Here is a 16,006-nt window from a genome sequence, read left to right on the forward strand (position 1 = left end):
CTATTTGGAAGCCGCCCCGCAGCAATGAGTGAAACGATCGATCTTGCGATTTTGGTGGTGGCGGCCGGGCGTGGCACACGGGCAGGACAAGGCCTACCCAAACAATATCGCCCCCTCGCTGGCAAGCCCTTATTGGGGCATACGCTTCTTACGCTGTTGCAAGCGGCGCCGGAGGCCCGCGTGCTCGCGGTCATTCATCCCGACGATATCGAGTTTTACAAGCAGACGGTCGCAGATTTGCCTCGGGATCTTGCCAAACGCCTGCTTCCACCGACGTTTGGTGGCGAGACGCGGCAGATCAGCGTTCTCAAGGGTCTCGAGGCCCTGGCGCAACAGGCCGCGCCGCAGATCGTCTTGATCCATGATGGCGCCCGGCCCTTTCCAAGCCGCGGCCTGATTGATCGTGCCCGCGACACCGCAATCGCGCACGGCGCAGCCGTTCCGGGGCTCGGGCTTACCGATACGGTCAAACAAATCGATGCTGACGGCCGCATCATAGCGACACCTCCACGCGACAGATTGCGCACGGTGCAGACGCCACAGGCGTTTCAGTTCGATCTCATTCTGTCGGCGCACCGCAAGGCGGCTGCCGCCGGGCAAGAGGGCCTGACCGACGATGCGGCGATCGCTGAATGGGCGGGTCATCCGGTTTATGTATTTGAAGGTGAGCAGGAAAATATGAAGATTACGACCGCAGACGATATCGCTTTGGCCGAGGCCAAACTCGCGCGCACGCTTGACGATGTACGCATGGGCCAGGGTTATGACGTGCACGCATTTGGCCCCGGCGATCACGTCTGGCTTGGCGGTCTCAAAATTCCGCACGACCACGGGCTCGTCGGACATTCCGACGCTGATGTGCTCAGCCATGCGATCACTGATGCGATCTTCGGCGCGATCGGCGATGGCGACATCGGCAGCCATTTTCCGCCGGCCGATCCGCAATGGCGCGGCGCCGCCTCATCGATCTTTCTCGCCGCCGCCGTCGAACATCTACGCAAGCGCGGCGGTATGCTGGCGCATGTGGACGCCACGCTGGTCTGCGAACGGCCGAAGATCGGCCCGCATCGCGATGCCATCCGCAAAAGCCTCGCCGAGATCATGGGCGTCTCGCTCGACCGCGTCGCGGTGAAGGCGACGACATCCGAGCGTCTAGGCTTTACCGGCCGCGAAGAAGGCATGGCGGCGCTTGCCATCGCGACAGTGCGCCTACCGCTTTAGCGCCCGTCGGAGAACAGCACCGCATATGACGGGCCGAAACGTTAACCCGACGCAACAAACTTATCGTTGCGTTTGTCGGGCCCTCGAATCGTCCTGGATATTTCCGCAGGCATAGAGCTGTCGGTCACGACGACGTTAAAATTTTTGATCGCGTCGAGTTGAAACCGTCGCCAAGCGGGCAAATCGTGGCCGACAAATGTGCTCAGTATCTTGCCACTCTCGTCGGTGACACGGAGCGCGCCGTCAATGACTCTGGGATAGTTCGTGGCATCGGGCATCATATTTGATACTCCGGAATAATCGAAACCATTCCAAACCTACATCGATGATGACCTGTCCGCAATCTTGATGGCGAAAAGTACTATGCGGCCCATACTATATCGAAAAATATATAGATAAGCGAATGTTTCACGTTGCGCCGCACTTGCAGCAAGTGCCGATGAGTCGTTGAATCTCGGCAGACGTCTAAAACGGAAACGCATTCTCTTGGGGAATGCAAAACAAGTTGAGGTCGCTGGCCGCCGCTTTCGCCAACGTCTTCAGCGTCGCCACATCGGCGACGTTGAAGGTGCCACTTTCCAACAAAGTTCCGTCGTCGGCGTTGACGGTCAGATCAAGCTGTGCGCCCGGGGAAAGCACGTTGAGCTGCGCGTCGGTCAGCTTGAAATCGGCATAGACGTCATTGAGCTTCGGGTCGGGGCGCGAGGCCTGGCGTTCGACCGCGCCGAATGGACCGCTCAGCGTAACGCGCGGCATGGCAGCGATCTCGCCCGGATAATAGACCGTGACTTTTACTTTGGTCGGTATCAGGCCCACGCTAAGCACTTTGAGGAATACGTCGACGTCGCTTTCGCCAATATTGCTCTTGAGCGCCAGCGCTGTACCGCGCGCGGTATAGACGACGCCCGGCGGACGTGCCGAAAATCGATAAGTCCGCGGTGGTGGCGTGCGGGGTGTTCGACTTTTGCGCCAGCAGAGTCAGCTCATAAATCGGGTGTTGCTCAGGGAAGAAAGCCGAACCGGAACAGCCATCAGCAGCACGTGCCGATAGCGACGCGACGATCATTGTAATTGCCAGGAGCATTCTGAGCGTGGCCGTCATGCGTGCTCCGGAAAGCGCTGACATCGGCTGAGCGCAACCTTAAGCGGCCGCTCCTGAGCGTCAAGGGACAGCCCCCCTTAGCCCAATCGCATGACGGGCTTGTAGCCGAGCCTAATCGAGCTAGAGCACTCTCTTAACGAGGGAGTGCTCTAGCCAGTCCCAAAGTATCGTCATTCCGGCAACTAGTTTTCAGTTTTGCCCGCGACCTGCGCTTCAGCAAACGTCGCCATGCCGGAATGGCAGGCGAGCGCCGCCCGCACGAGGCCGGTCGCGACCGCCGCGCCACTTGCTTCGCCAAGCCGCATATTGAGATCGAGCAATGGCTTTTTGCCGAGGCGTGCCAAGATGTCCGCATGTGCGCCTTCAACGGACTGATGCCCCGCAAGGCAATGCGCGACGGCATCCGGATTCTCCGCGTGCAGCACGGCAGCGGCGGCACACGCGACATAGCCGTCGAGCAAAACCGGAATGGATGCGCGTCGGGCCGCCGCGATCGCGCCCGCCATCGCCGCGATCTCGCGGCCGCCGAGACGGCGCAGCACTTCGAGTGGGTCGCCAAGAAAGGCAAAGTGAAGGGCACAGGCAGCCTCAATGGCCGCGATCTTGCGCGTCAGACCTGCGTCGTCGACGCCCGTCCCCCGCCCTGCCCAATGCGCGGCAGCCGCGCCAAAAAGCGCAGTGTAGATCGCCGCGGCGCTCGTCGTATTGCCGATGCCCATTTCGCCGATGATGACGAGATCGGCGTCGGCCGGCACGCTTGCCATGCCGCGTGCGAAATAGGCCGCCGTGTCCGCCTCGTTCATCGCCGGCGCTCGCGTAAAGTCCTCGGTCGTCGAATCGAGATCGAGCGGCACGACCTTCAAATTCAGCGCGAAAGTCTTGCAGATCTGATTGATCGCGGCGCCGCCTGCGCCAAAATTGTCGACCATGGCTTGCGTCACGGAGGGCGGATAAGCCGAGACCCCCTGCGCCACGATTCCGTGATTGCCGGCGAAGACCAGCACCAACGGCCGGTCGAGCGTGGGGATCGCGCGGCCCTGCCAGCGCGCGAGAAACTCGGCGATCTCCTCGAGACGACCGAGCGAACCTGGCGGTTTGGTCAATTCCGCCTGGCGAGCCCGCGCCGCCGCCCCGCTATCTTCGGCGGGGGGCGGCAGATTTTTCAATAGGCTGCGAAGATCAACGAGTGATTTAGGCGATTTGGAAGAAACTACGGTCATAACAGCACTCAAACAGGGTTGCGCCGCCCCGCGCAACCCATGAACGGCGATACTTCCGGAGTGCCATGCGCGACATCCGAACCCAGGCCGAGACCGGCGCGCGCCTCGAAGACAGGCGCGTATGGATTGCGGTCGCCGCCCTGACGGTCGCGGGTTTTCTGCTGCGGCTTGCCTGCGCGCACGGCGATCTTTGGCTCGATGAAATTTGGTCGGTAAACCACATCCGGAACCTCGCCAATGCTGGAGCCATTCTCTGGCGCTTGCCAAGCACCAATAATCATATTCTGAATTCTCTATGGCTTTGGATCATCGGGTCGAAAGCGCCGGTCGTTCTGATCCGTTTGGAATCGATCATTGTCGGGACGCTCACCGTGCCCGTCGCTGCTCTGCTCTGCGGGAGAAGCGGCCCGGTGGCCGCCATCACTGGCGCAGCGCTCGCCGCGGGCGCGACGATCTTCGTGCAATATGGGTCGGAAGCACGCGGTTATGCTGGGCTTTTGCTGATGATCTTCGTCGCAGCCGAAGCCCTCGAATGTTTCCTTGAAAAGCCTTCCACCGCCGCTCGATTCGGTTTCGCGGGCGCCGTTGCGCTTGGCGCGCTGTTTCACCTGACAATGTTGCCGGCGGCCGCGACGCTGACTGCCGCGACATTGCTGCGGTCGAAGTTTCGCGGGCGTTCTTTTGCCGAGGTTCTGGTCAACGGCCTCGACCCCGCGCTGATGGGCATTATCGGCGCCGCCCCGGCACTTGCCCTTTTGGCGGCAAGCATCCTGAATACGCATCGAATCGAAACCGGGGCACTGACGCCCTTTAGCGTAACGGCGCTCGGCCAGAGTCTGACATCGCTTTATGCTGCAACGTTAGGCCTGCCCTTCGATCTGCCATTGCCGTTTGCGTTGTTATTGTGCCTTGGCCTCACCGGTTTGGCCGTGTTGCTGCTGGCGCCGGAACGATTGGTCCTGCCGCTTGCCACGCTTTTATTGCCCGCTGCATTCGCCGCGCTGACGCGGGCGCCGAACGTCCAATATCCGCGATTTTATCTCATTGCCGTCTTGGGCTTGGTTCTGCTCGTAAGCGACGTCACGCAAAAATTTTGGCGCCAGCGCTGTTGGGCCGCGTTGTTCGGGCTTGGCGGATTTCTGCTGGTCGGCAACGCCATTCATCTCGAAAAGCTGTTCGTCTTCGGCCGTGGCAACATACGTCCGCTCGTTGCCCGCATGGAGCACGACGGCGCAACCACGTTCGGCACGAATATGCCGTTGGAAACCTGGGTCAGTCTCCATTTCTATGATCCGCGTGGCGCGCTGACGTTGGTACAAAGTCGGGACTGGTGCGCCCGGCCGCCGAATTGGTATGTGCTGACAGATAGGCCGGGAGAGAAACTGCCGGACGCCTTCGGACCCGGAGGCTGCGCTGGACCTTATCGTCTCGCGACAGTCGTCGAGCGGGCGCCCCTCTCGGGCCTGGGTTACGCGCTTTACCACGCTCCGCATCCTCCGCGGTAAACACAAGTCCCATAAATCCGTCAAAAACAATGCATTACGCCTTGGACTATATTTCTATTATTTTTATGTAGTAAGTGGACTTAAGAAGAATTATTCTGATAGCATTCTATTGGGGGAATATTTATGGACGCGACTGACCGCAAAATTCTTCAAATCGTGCAAACGGACTCAAGCTTGTCAATTGCCGCCATCGCGGCGCAGGTCGGATTGTCGCAAACCCCGTGCTGGAAGCGGATTCAGAAGCTGGAGGCGGAAGGCATTATCCGCCGGCGAATCGCCCTGCTGGACCCGGCGAAACTTGGTCTGGGGATGACGGTCTTTGTAACAATCGAGGTCGGCGAACACGCGCACGACAAGCTCGATCATTTTGCCACGACCATCTCGGCGATGGGCGAAGTGCTCGACATCTATCGCATGGCGGGAGACGTCGACTATCTGCTGAGGGTCGTCGTGGCCGACACCAAGAGCTTCGACGCGTTCTATAAAAAGCTGATCGAAGCGCTGCCGCTCAAGAAAGTCACGTCACGCTTCGCGCTTGAGAGCATCAAGGCCGAAACGGCCTTGCCTATCCATGTGTAAAAAGGTTGCCGCTACCGCGGCAACCTCAACCGCTTTGCTCAGTACGTGACCGGCGGGGGCGCACCGAAAACGGTGCCGACAGCGTAGAACGGAAACGTCACCGCCTGGGCGAGGACATGCACCGGGGCGCCGACCAGGATCAGCGGATTGGTCGCGGGATCGCCATAAGCCGGGAAGATCGAATTGGCGACGCGGAACGGAAAGCCGACAACTGTGGCGGCGACGTAGTTCGGGCCGGTAATGACGGGCGCTGGGCCACGCCAGGGATCGTAGGCGACGGGAGCCGGTGCGTAATAATGGTGATGGTGGCGGACGATCAGCGGCCGCTCGTTATACGCCGAATGGTAGTAGTGGTGGTGATGCCGGTATTCATGGGCCTGCGCGGCGGGCGCCAAAGCCAGCGAAGCGGCAAGGGTCGCACCAAAGCCAGCGGCAGCTAATTTCAGGACATCGAATTGCATTGGAAAACTCCCCGTTACTTCAACGAGAGCCGTGACGGGTGATTGCGGTTATAAAGAGGCAATCCGACGTCCGGCGCTTCATCACGACGCTTTCGTGACCCCTTTGGCGCGTCCAGCTTGAATCCGATGCAATGTTGCAACAAGGAGATCGACATCGTCCTTGGTGTTGTAGAACGCCAGCGACGGGCGCACCGTCGTCTCGAGGCCAAAGCGTCGCAGAATAGGTTGCGCGCAATGGTGCCCGGCTCGCACCGCGATACCTTCCTGGTTCAGAGCCTTGCCGACATCCTCGCTCCGGCACCCGTCCAGCACGAAGGATAGCACGCTCGCCTTTTCCTTCGCCGTCCCGATCATGGTGAGGCCCGGAACGCCGAGCATTTTATCGGTCGCATAGACGAGAAGTTCGTGTTCGTACCGGTCGATGATCTCGCGGCCGATGGATTCGACATAATCGAGCGCAGCGCCGAGCCCGACGGCGTCGGCGATATTGCCGGTGCCGGCTTCGAAACGGCCCGGCGGCGGCTGGTAAATCGTCTTCTCGAAGGTTACATCGGCGATCATGTTTCCACCGCCCTGCCAGGGCGGCATATGCGCCAGCACATCCGGCTTGCCATACACAACGCCGATGCCGGTGGGCCCGAAGACCTTATGGCCGGAAAAGACGAAAAAGTCGCAATCGATGGATTGCACGTCAACCGGCATATGCGAGACCGATTGCGCGCCGTCGACCAGCACGCAAGCGCCGTAATGATGCGCGATCGCCGTCATCTCCTTGACCGGCACGATCGTTCCGAGCGCGTTGGAGACCTGCGGGATGGCCACGATGCGCGTGCGCGGCCCCAGAAGCCGCTCATATTCTTCGAGGATCACCTGCCCGGTGCTGTCAACGGGGGCAACGCGAAGCTTTGCGCCGACGGCGGCGCAGAGCTGCTGCCAGGGCACGATATTGGCGTGATGCTCAAGCCAGGTGATGACAATCTCATCACCTTCCTTGACGTTGCGGCCGCCCCAGGCCTTGGCGACGAGGTTGATGCCCTCGGTCGTGCCGCGCACGAAGATGATGTCGCGCTCGGATCCGGCGTTGAGAAAGCGCGCCGACTTCTGCCGGGCGGCCTCATAGGCATCGGTCGCGCGCGCGGCGAGATCATGCGCGGCACGATGGATGTTCGAATTCTCATGTTCGTAAAAATATGAGATGCGGTCGATGACCGATTGCGGCTTCTGCGTCGTCGCCGCGTTATCGAGCCATACGAGCGGCTTGCCGTGAACCTTTTCCTGCAGGATCGGGAAGTCACGTTTGACCGAATAGGCATCGAAGGGCCGCGTCGCGGAGCCGAGATCGACGGCCGCCGGCGCGGTGTCGAGTGCAACGATTTCCGGCGAGAAGCTTGCCGGCACAGCGGGCGCCGTAGCGTCGCCTTGCGGCACGGGCTCGCTCGGTACGAAGGATTGGGCGGGACCGAGAAAATAGAAAGCCTCGCCCGGGATGTGTGCATCCGGCACGCCGGGGCTGTCCGGCACATGCGGGATATTGAGTGGCGCCTGCGGCTTTTGCGGAAGGGGAGCGCCCGGCCACCCAAAGATTTGTGGAAGCTCCGGGGTTGCTGGCTTCTCGCGCGGGATAGGTGCGTCGGTCCCCTGCGGCACATTTGAAGATGCGCTTTGCGCATCAGGCCGCGGGGCGGACGGCGGATCGGGCAATGCCGGTGCAAATGATGTGGTGGGGGCAGCCGGTGCCGCGCCCAAATTGAGATCGCGCCGCGCGAGCGCATTCTCGTCAAGAAAATACAGCGAATCTTTCGGCGGCGCGTTGAACGGCGACGGCGTCAAATCCTGCGCGCCAAATGGTGACGCGAGATGTTCCGCCGGCACGAAAGAGGTGAATTCAGCCAGATACGCCAACGGCCCAGCGGCATCGATATCGCCGGGCGCATTCGGCGCAAAGCCGCCGGCGGTCGAGCCCGGCTGCGGAACGTCAGGCAGACCATGCGGAGCTGCCGGCGTCGCAGGCGCGGAAATGTTGGGCGTCGGGACGATCGACGCAATCGTTGTCGGTGGCAAATCCGGCGGCCCGAAAGGCAGCGGCGCGGGAATGAACGGCGCCGCACTGGTGACGACGGAAGGCGCCGGCGCCATCGCGGGGCTTGGCGGCACGAGCGGCATCCCCGGCGAATCCTGCGCCGGCACAGGGCCGCCCGGCTGCGCCTGGAAGAAATAATTGGCAAGCTGCGCGATCACGCTCGGATCGGGTGCGGATGGTGCCGAAGCCATGGTCTACCTTGCTAATTCGTTCCGGCGGCGGAAGCGCGGCCGGATCCTCGGCGTGATAGAGCAGGATGCGAAAAAGTGGATGCCGGTTTTTCGCGAAAATCCCGCTCCAAATTATTCAGAGTCGATCGCGCTCTACGAATTTGGATCATTCAAGTCAGGCTCGCCCGGCTTGAACTTTAAAATGTCCAACTCAGGCAAGCCCGAGTTGGACTGGTCCAAACTCACCGCGATCCAATATCCGTTCAGACGTAAGTGAACGGATATTGATGATATTTGCCGACTTCAACGCCTTCGAGCACGCCAAGCGCATCATGCGTCAGCACGGCGGCCGAGCAATAAAGCGAGATCAGATATGAGGCGACCGCTTTGCGGTTGATGCCCATGAAGCGTACCGAAAGGCTTGGCGCGACCTCGCCTGGAATGCCGGGCTGGAACAGGCCGACGACACCCTGCTTCTTTTCGCCGGTGCGCAGCAGGAGAATGTTCGTCTTGCCGGCGTCGTCGATGTAGAGCTTGTCGCTCGGGATCAGCGGCAGGCCGCGCCAAGTGATAAAGGGCGAACCGAAAAGCGTCACTGTTGGCGGCGGCACACCGCGTCGTGTGCATTCACGGCCGAAGGCGGCGATGGCGCGCGGATGCGCGAGGAAGAAGGCCGGCTCCTTCCAGACCTTGGTGATGAGTTCGTCGAGATCGTCCGGCGTCGGCGCCCCGCCCCGTGTCATCACCCGCATAGAGGGGTGCGCGTTGGTCAGGAGCCCGTATTCCGGATTGTTGATGAGTTCGGCTTCCTGCCGCTCCTTCACCTTTTCAACGAGGAGCCGGACCTGCTCCTGAATCTGGTCGTAGGGATGGCTGTAGAGGTCGGAAACCCGGGTCTGCACGTCGAGGACGGTGGACACCGCGTTGAGCGAATATTCGCGCGGATTGGCCTCGTAATCGACGAAGGTCAGCGGCAGATCCGAATCGACGTCGCGGCGCGGGCTGCAGGCGACATCGGCGTCTTCGAGCGTGTCGGCTTCGCGTACGCGGTTCAGCCGATAGATACCGGCTTCGACCGGTGTCCAGGGTAAGAACGAAACGAGCCAGCGCGGGGTGATGCCCGACCATTGCGCCCGTGTTTTGGTGGCGTTGGCAAGCTGCCTCGCAGCGGCCTCGCTTAATGTGCGGCGGATATGCGGTTCTTCGATTTCGTCGGGCATCCAATGGCCTCCTGCACAACCGTTGCCGTGAATTTCTGAAAATATTTATCCAAATTCGTAGAAGATCATTCTACGGATTCACGCGCGAATTCTTCCGCGGCAACGCTCTATTACAATCGTGATCGGACCGGTGCAAGCCGTTGTTTCACAATTAGTTTTTCTATGTTCGTTGTGCACTTTAGAATAACATTCTACGAAATCAACGCTTGGCACGAACTTCGTTCAAATCCGTGCTTCAGGGCTTAAGCCGGATTGTTAGTTGACAATTTATGTAGACTATACATGATGAGTGTAGGAATTCTTTTGTCCCTGCGAATCAACGTGAATTGGGATGCGCCTTTTGAAACCCCCGATGCGAAACGCGTCTTGTTGTGTCTCAGCCCGGTAAATCCGGAACCTGAAACGCAATCACATGAAAAAGCCGGTGCTTTTTCGCCGGAGGATCGAAGGGTTCGAAAGAAAATGTCAGACGCTTATGTTGTCGAAGTGGGCGGCCAGACCGCGGGGATCGTGGTTCGCGACAGTAAGGCCGAAACCTTCAGCTTTTTCGCCGCGACGCGGCGTTTCCACCCTCTGGAGGGGTTGGAATTTGCCGAGCCCTATGCGGCGGAGCGCGCAGCGCGCCAATTGGTCGCCAACTTCGGCGTATTACCACGGGTGTCGGGCGCCCCAATTCTCGACCGATAATCGGAGCTTCTAATGCCAGACGACGTCTTCAAACCTGAGACCTTGGCATTGCATGGAGGCTGGCGGGCCGACCCGACCACAGGGTCGGTCGCCGTCCCGATCCACCAAACTTCGTCATATCTGTTCCACGATACCGAGCACGCCGAAAACCTGTTCGGCTTGCAGGAATTGGGTTTCATCTACACGCGTATCGGCAACCCGACCAACGACGTATTGGAGAAGCGCGTCGCGGCGTTGGAAGGCGGCGCCGCAGCGCTCGCCGTCGCCTCCGGCCAGGCGGCCTCCGCCTATGCGCTGCAAAATATAGCGTCGGCCGGCGACAATGTCGTCTCGGCGACAGACCTCTACGGAGGCACCTGGAATCTTTTCGCCAATACGCTCAAGTCGCAGGGAATCGAAGTTCGCTTCGTCGATCCCTCAGACCCGGAAAACTTCCGCCGCGCCTCCGACGAGCGCACGCGCGCCTATTATCTTGAGACCTTGCCCAATCCGAAGCTCGTCGTGCCGCCAATTGCCGAGATCGCCGCGATCGGCCGCGAACAAGGCATTCCGCTCGTCGTCGATAACACCGCAACGCCGCTTATCGCGCGGCCTTTGCAGCATGGCGCAGCGATCGTCGTTTATTCCGCAACGAAATATCTTGGCGGCCATGGCAATTCGATCGGCGGCATCATTGTCGATGGCGGCAATTTCGACTGGCAGAAACATCCGCAACGCCAGCCTGCCCTCAACACGCCGGACCCAAGTTATCACGGTACGATCTGGACGCAGGCCGCGAAGCCAATCGGTCCCATCGCCTATATCTTGCGCGCGCGGACGGTTCTGTTACGCGACCTCGGCGCCGCGCTCTCGCCGTTCAATGCATTCCTCATCCTGCAAGGCATTGAATCCTTGCCTCTGCGCATTGAGCGGCATGTCGAGAACGCCGGCAAAGTCGTCGAATATCTGCGGCAGCGGCCGGAGGTTGCGCGCGTCATTCATCCTTCCCAGCAGACGGGTGCCGAGCGCGCCCGGGCCGACAAATATCTGAACGGCCAATATGGCGGCCTCGTCGGTTTTGAATTGGCAGGTGGCCGCGCGGCTGGGCGGCGCTTTATCGATGGGCTCGAATTATTTTATCACGTCGCCAATATTGGCGATTCCCGTAGTCTCGCTATTCATCCGGCGACGACGACCCACTCGCAATTGTCGGCCGAAGATCGGCTTGCCACGGGTGTCTCGGACGATTATGTCCGGCTGTCGGTCGGCCTTGAGCATATCGACGATATTGTCGCCGATCTCGATCGTGGTTTTGCCGCCGCCCGCATATTTGCGCAGGCTGCCGAATGAGTGAGCGCGAAGGAATTTTGTCTTCGTTATTATCGGTGAGCGGGATTTCGCCTATGGCCTCGGAAAAAGCGCGCGTGACGCTCGTCTCGTCTTCACCGACGCCGTTGCGGCAAGTTTTTTCGGACGACAATCTTTGGGAACGCCTTCGCCAGGAGGCCGCCGAAGTCCTCACGCGCGAGCCAATCCTCGCGACATTGATCCTCACCACAATCATCAATCGCGACACGTTCGAAGAGGCCGTCATTCACCGCGTCGCGTTGCGGCTTGCGAATAGCACGGTCTCGACTGATCTGATCGTCGATGCGTTCACGGCGGCGCTGCGCAGCGATCCGGAGATCGGCAAGGCTTTTCGCGCCGACATCGCGGCGGTTGTGGATCGCGATCCTGCAACCGCGCGCCTGCTTGAGCCCCTGCTCTATTACAAAGGTTTCCATGCGATCCAGACCCACAGGCTGGCGCATTATCTGTGGAACGCCAACCAACGCGATCTCGCCTTCTATCTGCAAAGCCGCTCGTCTGAGTTGTTTCAGACCGACATTCACCCGGCGGCCCATTTCGGCAATGGCATCTTTCTCGATCATGCAACGGGTTTCGTCGTCGGCGAAACGACGGTCATCGAGGACAATGTCTCGATCCTGCAGAACGTGACGCTCGGCGGCACCGGGAAGGAACATGGCGACCGCCATCCCAAGATCAAACGCGGCACGATGATCGGTGCCGGCGCTAAAATTCTCGGCAACATCGACATCGGTCCCTGCGCGCGCGTCGCAGCCGGCTCTGTCGTGCTGAACCCGGTTCCCGCAAATTCGACCGTTGCGGGGGTGCCGGCAAAGCTCGTCGGTACAGCGGGCTGCCCTGAGCCGGCGCGCGACATGGATCAGATCCTGAGCAAGCTCGCCTACGATTCCTTCAGTTATTCGATCTAATATCCCCATTCAACATTACTTGAAGTCGTAATGAAGTCCGTGCCAAATGTGCGCGGGCTAATGGTGAGGTGTTATGTTTTCAGCGTCATTGCGGGAACGCGCGGCGGCAGTCATCGCGCTCTATGAAGAGCGCGGACTGACGTTGGTGACGGCTGAATCGTGTACCGGCGGCCTGATTGCAGGCCTGATGACCGAGACACCCGGATCCTCCAAAGTCTTCGAGCGCGGCTTCATCACCTATTCTGATCGCTCCAAGGAGGAATCTCTCGGCGTCGCCCCCGACCTCATCGATCAATTTGGTGCGGTGAGCGCCGAAGTGGCTTCGGCGATGGCGGAAGGCGCCCTGGAGCATTCCGCGGCGACAGTTGCAATCTCGGTGACGGGCATTGCGGGCCCCGGTGGCGGCACCGCGACAAAACCCATCGGCCTTGTCTATTTCGGCTACGGTCGCGCCGGGCAGATCGCGATATTGAAAAAGAAGTTTGGCGATATCGGCCGCAGCGAGGTGCGCCTCGCCTCTATCGAGACTGCGCTTGATCTTCTGTTTAACGCGTCGTCGTTCTAAGGGCGCCTATAGACAAGATCGGCGCGACTTTCGAACGCCTCGGCGAATTTCCGGAACGCGGTCTCAAACATGCCGCCGACGAGCATCGCGAGCGTCCGGCTTTTGAATTCATAAGAAATATCGAATTCGACTTTGGACGAGCGCTCGCCTTGCGGCACGAAATGCCAGAGGTTTTCGAGTTGGCGAAATGGCCCATCGATATATTCGACGAGAATTTCAAGCTTCTCCGGATCGCAGGTGACGCGGCTCGTAAACCGCTCGCGGATCGCCTTGTAGCCGACTTCCATTTCAGCCACGAGCAAACTGCGCCCATCGGGCAACGTCTCGCGGCGCTGAACTTTAAGTGAGCGGCAGAGCGGCAGGAATTTCGGATAGGATTCGACATCCGCAACAAGGTCGAACATCGCCTTGGCGGAATGAGGAACGATCCGGCTGGTCCGAAAACTGGGCATCTTTTCGTGATAATTTTAGTTGATGAACGCGGTCGCAATGCAATGCCGCACGCGGATCAAATTTGCTGCTGATTCGTTCGCGCGGCCTTCAGCTTAGCGAAATCTTCCGCTGCGTGGTAGGATGAGCGCGTCAGCGGCGACGCCGAGACCATTAGAAAGCCCTTGGCCCACGCGATATCTTCGAGTGCTTTGAATTCCGGCGGCGGCATGAATGAGACCACGGGATGATGTTTGCGCGTCGGCTGGAGATATTGGCCGACGGTCAGAAAATCGACATCGGCACTTCGTAAATCGTCCATGAGTTGCAAAATTTCGTCACGCGTTTCGCCAAGCCCGACCATAATTCCGGACTTGGTAAAAAGCTGCGGATCAAGCTCTTTTGCCATCTGTAGCAGTCGGACCGAATGGAAATAGCGCGCGCCGGGGCGTACGCTCAAATATTTCGACGGCACGGTTTCGAGATTGTGGTTGAAGACGTCGGGCTTCGCCGCGACGACAATCTCCAGCGCGCAGGGCTTGCGCAGAAAATCCGGTGTCAGAACTTCGATCGTCGTCGCAGGGCTCGCCATGCGGATCGCGTCGATCACCGCGGCGAAATGCGCCGCGCCACCGTCGGCAAGATCGTCGCGATCGACGGAGGTGACGACCACATGGGCAAGCCGCAGCTTAGCAACGGCTTCCGCGATATGTACCGGCTCATGTGGACTGACGGCGCCTGGCAGGCCCGTCTTGACGTTGCAGAAGGCGCAGGCCCGCGTGCAGGTGTCGCCGAGGATCATGAAGGTCGCGTGCTTTTTTTCCCAGCACTCGCCAATATTCGGGCAGCCCGCCTCCTCGCAGACGGTGACAAGCCGGTGCTCCTTCACGATCGCGGCGGTGTCGCGCCAGGCGGGCGAACCCGGCGCCTTGACGCGGATCCAGTCCGGCTTCGGCGCAACGGGCTGGTCCGGCCGATGCGCTTTTTCCGGGTGCCGCAAGGGCACCTTTGGCGCGTCTACTAGGGTCATCTCAATCTCCAGGCCACCCCTATATATGGCAGGCCACCCCTATATATGGATGGCGCGGCCGTAGGCGTCGAGCACGCTCTCGTGCATCGTCTCGGACAGGGTCGGATGCGGAAAGATCGTGTGCATCAGCTCCGCTTCGGTCGTCTCGCAATTCATCGCGACGACAAATCCCTGAATAAGTTCCGTGACTTCCGCGCCGATCATATGGGCGCCGAGGAGCCGTCCGGTCGCGGCGTCGAAGATCGTCTTGGTCAGGCCCTCAGGCTCGCCCAGTGCAATCGCCTTGCCATTGCCGATAAAGGGGAAGCGGCCGATCTTGAGCTGATAGCCCGCTGCCTTGGCCTTTTCCTCGGTCAGGCCGAGTGAGGCGATCTGCGGATTGCAATAGGTGCAGCCGGGAATCATATCGCGTTCGAGTGGGTGCGGATGGCCACCGGCAATCGCCTCGACGCAGATAACGCCTTCATGTTCGGCTTTGTGCGCCAGCATGGGCGGGCCCGCGACATCGCCGATGGCATAAATGCCCGGCACGTTGGTGCGGCCAAGCCCGTCGGCGGCGATAATGCCGCGTTCGATCTTCACGCCAAGCGCCTCGAGCCCGAGATTTTCGCTATTGCCGACAACGCCGACGGCTGAAATCAGCCGCTCCGCCTGCAGAACCTGGCTTTTTCCATTGGCATCTTCGGCAGTTGCGGTCACGCCATTCGCCGATTTCTCGACTTTCGTGACCTTGGTGCCGGTCAGGATTTTGATGCCGCGCTTCTCGAAGCGTTTGCGGGCGAGTCCAGCGATCTCGGCATCCTCGGCCGGCAAGATGCGCGGCAGCACCTCAATGATGGTCACCTCGACGCCGAAGTCGCGATAGAACGAGGCGAATTCGACGCCGATGGCGCCGGAGCCGACGACGATCAGGCTCTTCGGCATGGCGTCAGGCATCATCGCCTCGAAATAGGTCCAGATGAGCTTGCCATCCGGCTCGAGCCCCGGCAGGACGCGCGGCCGCGCACCGGTGGCAACGATGATATGTTTCGCCTGATAGCTCCCCTCGCCCAAGATGCCTTTGGGCACCGGCGCCTGTGGCTGGTGTGCGGGCTTCGACGACTTGCCGACCTTGATTTCGCCGGGCTTCGTCAGCGCCGCCTCGCCCCAGATCACATCGACCTTGTTCTTCTTGAGCAGGAAGCCAACGCCCGCGTTCAACTGCGCCGAGATTTTTCGCGAGCGATCCTTGATCGCCTCGGAATCGTAGCCAACCGTTCCCTCGATCCTGAGGCCGTAATCCTTGGCGTGCTGCGCATAATGAAAAATTTCCGCCGAGCGGAGCAGCGCCTTGGTCGGAATACAGCCCCAGTTGAGGCAGATGCCGCCCAAATGCTCGCGCTCAACGACAGCGGTCTTCAGCCCGAGTTGCGCCGCGCGGATCGCGGCGACATAGCCACCCGGGCCGCCGCCGATGACGATGACGTCGTAGGAATTGGCCAT

Annotated in this window: 18 protein-coding genes; 8 read left to right on the forward strand and 10 right to left on the reverse strand. The window is 60.2% G+C overall.

The features are described 5' to 3' along the window. The first annotated feature begins 24 nt into the window (after positions 1-24). Entirely contained in the window at positions 25-1,221 is a 1,197-nt protein-coding gene (locus WDN02_RS15220; protein WP_337294287.1) for a bifunctional 2-C-methyl-D-erythritol 4-phosphate cytidylyltransferase/2-C-methyl-D-erythritol 2,4-cyclodiphosphate synthase, read from the forward strand. Positions 1,222-1,262: 41 nt separating this feature from the next. On the opposite strand, the gene WDN02_RS15225 is transcribed toward WDN02_RS15220, so the two are convergent. The 4 genes from WDN02_RS15225 to cobT all read right to left on the reverse strand — a co-directional run bounded on the left by WDN02_RS15225 (position 1,263) and on the right by cobT (position 3,543). Beyond that, the gene (locus WDN02_RS15225) at positions 1,263-1,502 is read right to left on the reverse strand and encodes a hypothetical protein (RefSeq protein ID WP_337294288.1); all 240 of its coding nucleotides are present in this window, start codon (positions 1,500-1,502) and stop codon (positions 1,263-1,265) included. 184 nt (positions 1,503-1,686) lie between these two features. Next, a complete protein-coding gene (locus WDN02_RS15230) occupies positions 1,687-2,037 on the reverse strand; it encodes a hypothetical protein (RefSeq protein ID WP_337294289.1) in 351 nt (116 codons plus the stop codon). A gap of 1 nt (position 2,038) precedes the next feature. Further along, the gene (locus tag WDN02_RS15235) at positions 2,039-2,323 is read right to left on the reverse strand and encodes a hypothetical protein (protein WP_337294290.1); all 285 of its coding nucleotides are present in this window, start codon (positions 2,321-2,323) and stop codon (positions 2,039-2,041) included. 182 nt (positions 2,324-2,505) lie between these two features. Then, a complete protein-coding gene (cobT, locus tag WDN02_RS15240; RefSeq protein ID WP_337294291.1) occupies positions 2,506-3,543 on the reverse strand; it encodes a nicotinate-nucleotide--dimethylbenzimidazole phosphoribosyltransferase in 1,038 nt (345 codons plus the stop codon). A gap of 65 nt (positions 3,544-3,608) precedes the next feature. Here cobT and WDN02_RS15245 point away from each other — a divergent pair, with 65 nt between their 5' ends. Both WDN02_RS15245 and WDN02_RS15250 read left to right on the forward strand, forming a co-directional pair. Continuing rightward, entirely contained in the window at positions 3,609-5,048 is a 1,440-nt protein-coding gene (locus WDN02_RS15245; protein WP_337294292.1) for a hypothetical protein, read from the forward strand. A gap of 123 nt (positions 5,049-5,171) precedes the next feature. Further along, on the forward strand, positions 5,172-5,627 hold the full coding sequence (locus tag WDN02_RS15250; RefSeq protein ID WP_337294293.1) for an Lrp/AsnC family transcriptional regulator: 456 nt from the start codon (positions 5,172-5,174) through the stop codon (positions 5,625-5,627). Between the two features lie 38 nt (positions 5,628-5,665). Here the strand turns inward: WDN02_RS15250 and WDN02_RS15255 are convergent, their stop codons facing one another. Together WDN02_RS15255 and WDN02_RS15260 are read right to left on the reverse strand one after the other, a co-directional pair. Beyond that, entirely contained in the window at positions 5,666-6,088 is a 423-nt protein-coding gene (locus tag WDN02_RS15255; protein ID WP_337294294.1) for a hypothetical protein, read from the reverse strand. A gap of 81 nt (positions 6,089-6,169) precedes the next feature. After that, complete coding sequence (locus WDN02_RS15260) at positions 6,170-8,359, reverse strand: family 2A encapsulin nanocompartment cargo protein cysteine desulfurase (RefSeq protein WP_337294295.1); 2,190 nt, start codon at positions 8,357-8,359, stop codon at positions 6,170-6,172. Here WDN02_RS15260 and WDN02_RS15265 point away from each other — a divergent pair. Then, a complete protein-coding gene (locus WDN02_RS15265; RefSeq protein WP_337294296.1) occupies positions 8,358-8,615 on the forward strand; it encodes a hypothetical protein in 258 nt (85 codons plus the stop codon). The two genes, WDN02_RS15260 and WDN02_RS15265, sit on opposite strands and share 2 nt — an antisense overlap. On the opposite strand, the gene WDN02_RS15270 is transcribed toward WDN02_RS15265, so the two are convergent. Further along, positions 8,602-9,558 (reverse strand): family 2A encapsulin nanocompartment shell protein, encoded by a 957-nt coding sequence (locus tag WDN02_RS15270; RefSeq protein WP_337294297.1) that lies wholly within the window; start codon positions 9,556-9,558, stop codon positions 8,602-8,604. The two genes, WDN02_RS15265 and WDN02_RS15270, sit on opposite strands and share 14 nt — an antisense overlap. Positions 9,559-10,020: 462 nt before the next feature. Here WDN02_RS15270 and WDN02_RS15275 point away from each other — a divergent pair, with 462 nt between their 5' ends. The 4 genes from WDN02_RS15275 to WDN02_RS15290 all read left to right on the forward strand — a co-directional run bounded on the left by WDN02_RS15275 (position 10,021) and on the right by WDN02_RS15290 (position 13,065). Next, entirely contained in the window at positions 10,021-10,245 is a 225-nt protein-coding gene (locus tag WDN02_RS15275; protein ID WP_337294960.1) for a hypothetical protein, read from the forward strand. Positions 10,246-10,257: 12 nt separating this feature from the next. After that, positions 10,258-11,574, forward strand: a complete 1,317-nt coding sequence (locus tag WDN02_RS15280) for a PLP-dependent transferase (RefSeq protein WP_337294298.1) — start codon at positions 10,258-10,260, stop codon at positions 11,572-11,574. Positions 11,575-11,627: 53 nt separating this feature from the next. After that, positions 11,628-12,500 (forward strand): serine O-acetyltransferase, encoded by an 873-nt coding sequence (gene cysE, locus WDN02_RS15285; RefSeq protein ID WP_337294299.1) that lies wholly within the window; start codon positions 11,628-11,630, stop codon positions 12,498-12,500. Between the two features lie 73 nt (positions 12,501-12,573). After that, a complete protein-coding gene (locus WDN02_RS15290) occupies positions 12,574-13,065 on the forward strand; it encodes a CinA family protein (RefSeq protein WP_337294300.1) in 492 nt (163 codons plus the stop codon). Here WDN02_RS15290 and WDN02_RS15295 read toward each other — a convergent pair. The 3 genes from WDN02_RS15295 to lpdA are packed head-to-tail and all read right to left on the reverse strand — an operon-like array spanning position 13,062 to position 16,006. Next, positions 13,062-13,517 (reverse strand): type II toxin-antitoxin system RatA family toxin, encoded by a 456-nt coding sequence (locus WDN02_RS15295; RefSeq protein WP_337294301.1) that lies wholly within the window; start codon positions 13,515-13,517, stop codon positions 13,062-13,064. The two genes, WDN02_RS15290 and WDN02_RS15295, sit on opposite strands and share 4 nt — an antisense overlap. 56 nt (positions 13,518-13,573) lie before the next feature. After that, complete coding sequence (gene lipA / locus WDN02_RS15300) at positions 13,574-14,524, reverse strand: lipoyl synthase (RefSeq protein ID WP_337294302.1); 951 nt, start codon at positions 14,522-14,524, stop codon at positions 13,574-13,576. Positions 14,525-14,563: 39 nt separating this feature from the next. After that, entirely contained in the window at positions 14,564-16,006 is a 1,443-nt protein-coding gene (gene lpdA, locus WDN02_RS15305; protein WP_337294303.1) for a dihydrolipoyl dehydrogenase, read from the reverse strand.

The organism is Methylovirgula sp. (assembly GCF_037200945.1).
In the GTDB taxonomy this organism is placed as follows: Bacteria; Pseudomonadota; Alphaproteobacteria; order Rhizobiales; family Beijerinckiaceae; genus Methylovirgula.

Coding starts and splice junctions, on each gene's coding strand:
- lpdA (WP_337294303.1), bottom strand. CDS start 16,006: ATGGCCAATTCCTACGACGTCATCGTCATCGGCGGCGGCCCGGGTGGC.
- cobT (WP_337294291.1), bottom strand. CDS start 3,543: ATGACCGTAGTTTCTTCCAAATCGCCTAAATCACTCGTTGATCTTCGC.
- WDN02_RS15275 (WP_337294960.1), top strand. CDS start 10,021: ATGTCAGACGCTTATGTTGTCGAAGTGGGCGGCCAGACCGCGGGGATC.
- WDN02_RS15225 (WP_337294288.1), bottom strand. CDS start 1,502: ATGATGCCCGATGCCACGAACTATCCCAGAGTCATTGACGGCGCGCTC.
- WDN02_RS15270 (WP_337294297.1), bottom strand. CDS start 9,558: ATGCCCGACGAAATCGAAGAACCGCATATCCGCCGCACATTAAGCGAG.
- WDN02_RS15255 (WP_337294294.1), bottom strand. CDS start 6,088: ATGCAATTCGATGTCCTGAAATTAGCTGCCGCTGGCTTTGGTGCGACC.
- lipA (WP_337294302.1), bottom strand. CDS start 14,524: ATGACCCTAGTAGACGCGCCAAAGGTGCCCTTGCGGCACCCGGAAAAA.
- WDN02_RS15250 (WP_337294293.1), top strand. CDS start 5,172: ATGGACGCGACTGACCGCAAAATTCTTCAAATCGTGCAAACGGACTCA.
- WDN02_RS15235 (WP_337294290.1), bottom strand. CDS start 2,323: ATGACGGCCACGCTCAGAATGCTCCTGGCAATTACAATGATCGTCGCG.
- WDN02_RS15280 (WP_337294298.1), top strand. CDS start 10,258: ATGCCAGACGACGTCTTCAAACCTGAGACCTTGGCATTGCATGGAGGC.
- WDN02_RS15245 (WP_337294292.1), top strand. CDS start 3,609: ATGCGCGACATCCGAACCCAGGCCGAGACCGGCGCGCGCCTCGAAGAC.
- cysE (WP_337294299.1), top strand. CDS start 11,628: ATGGCCTCGGAAAAAGCGCGCGTGACGCTCGTCTCGTCTTCACCGACG.
- WDN02_RS15220 (WP_337294287.1), top strand. CDS start 25: ATGAGTGAAACGATCGATCTTGCGATTTTGGTGGTGGCGGCCGGGCGT.
- WDN02_RS15260 (WP_337294295.1), bottom strand. CDS start 8,359: ATGGCTTCGGCACCATCCGCACCCGATCCGAGCGTGATCGCGCAGCTT.
- WDN02_RS15265 (WP_337294296.1), top strand. CDS start 8,358: ATGGTCTACCTTGCTAATTCGTTCCGGCGGCGGAAGCGCGGCCGGATC.
- WDN02_RS15290 (WP_337294300.1), top strand. CDS start 12,574: ATGTTTTCAGCGTCATTGCGGGAACGCGCGGCGGCAGTCATCGCGCTC.
- WDN02_RS15295 (WP_337294301.1), bottom strand. CDS start 13,517: ATGCCCAGTTTTCGGACCAGCCGGATCGTTCCTCATTCCGCCAAGGCG.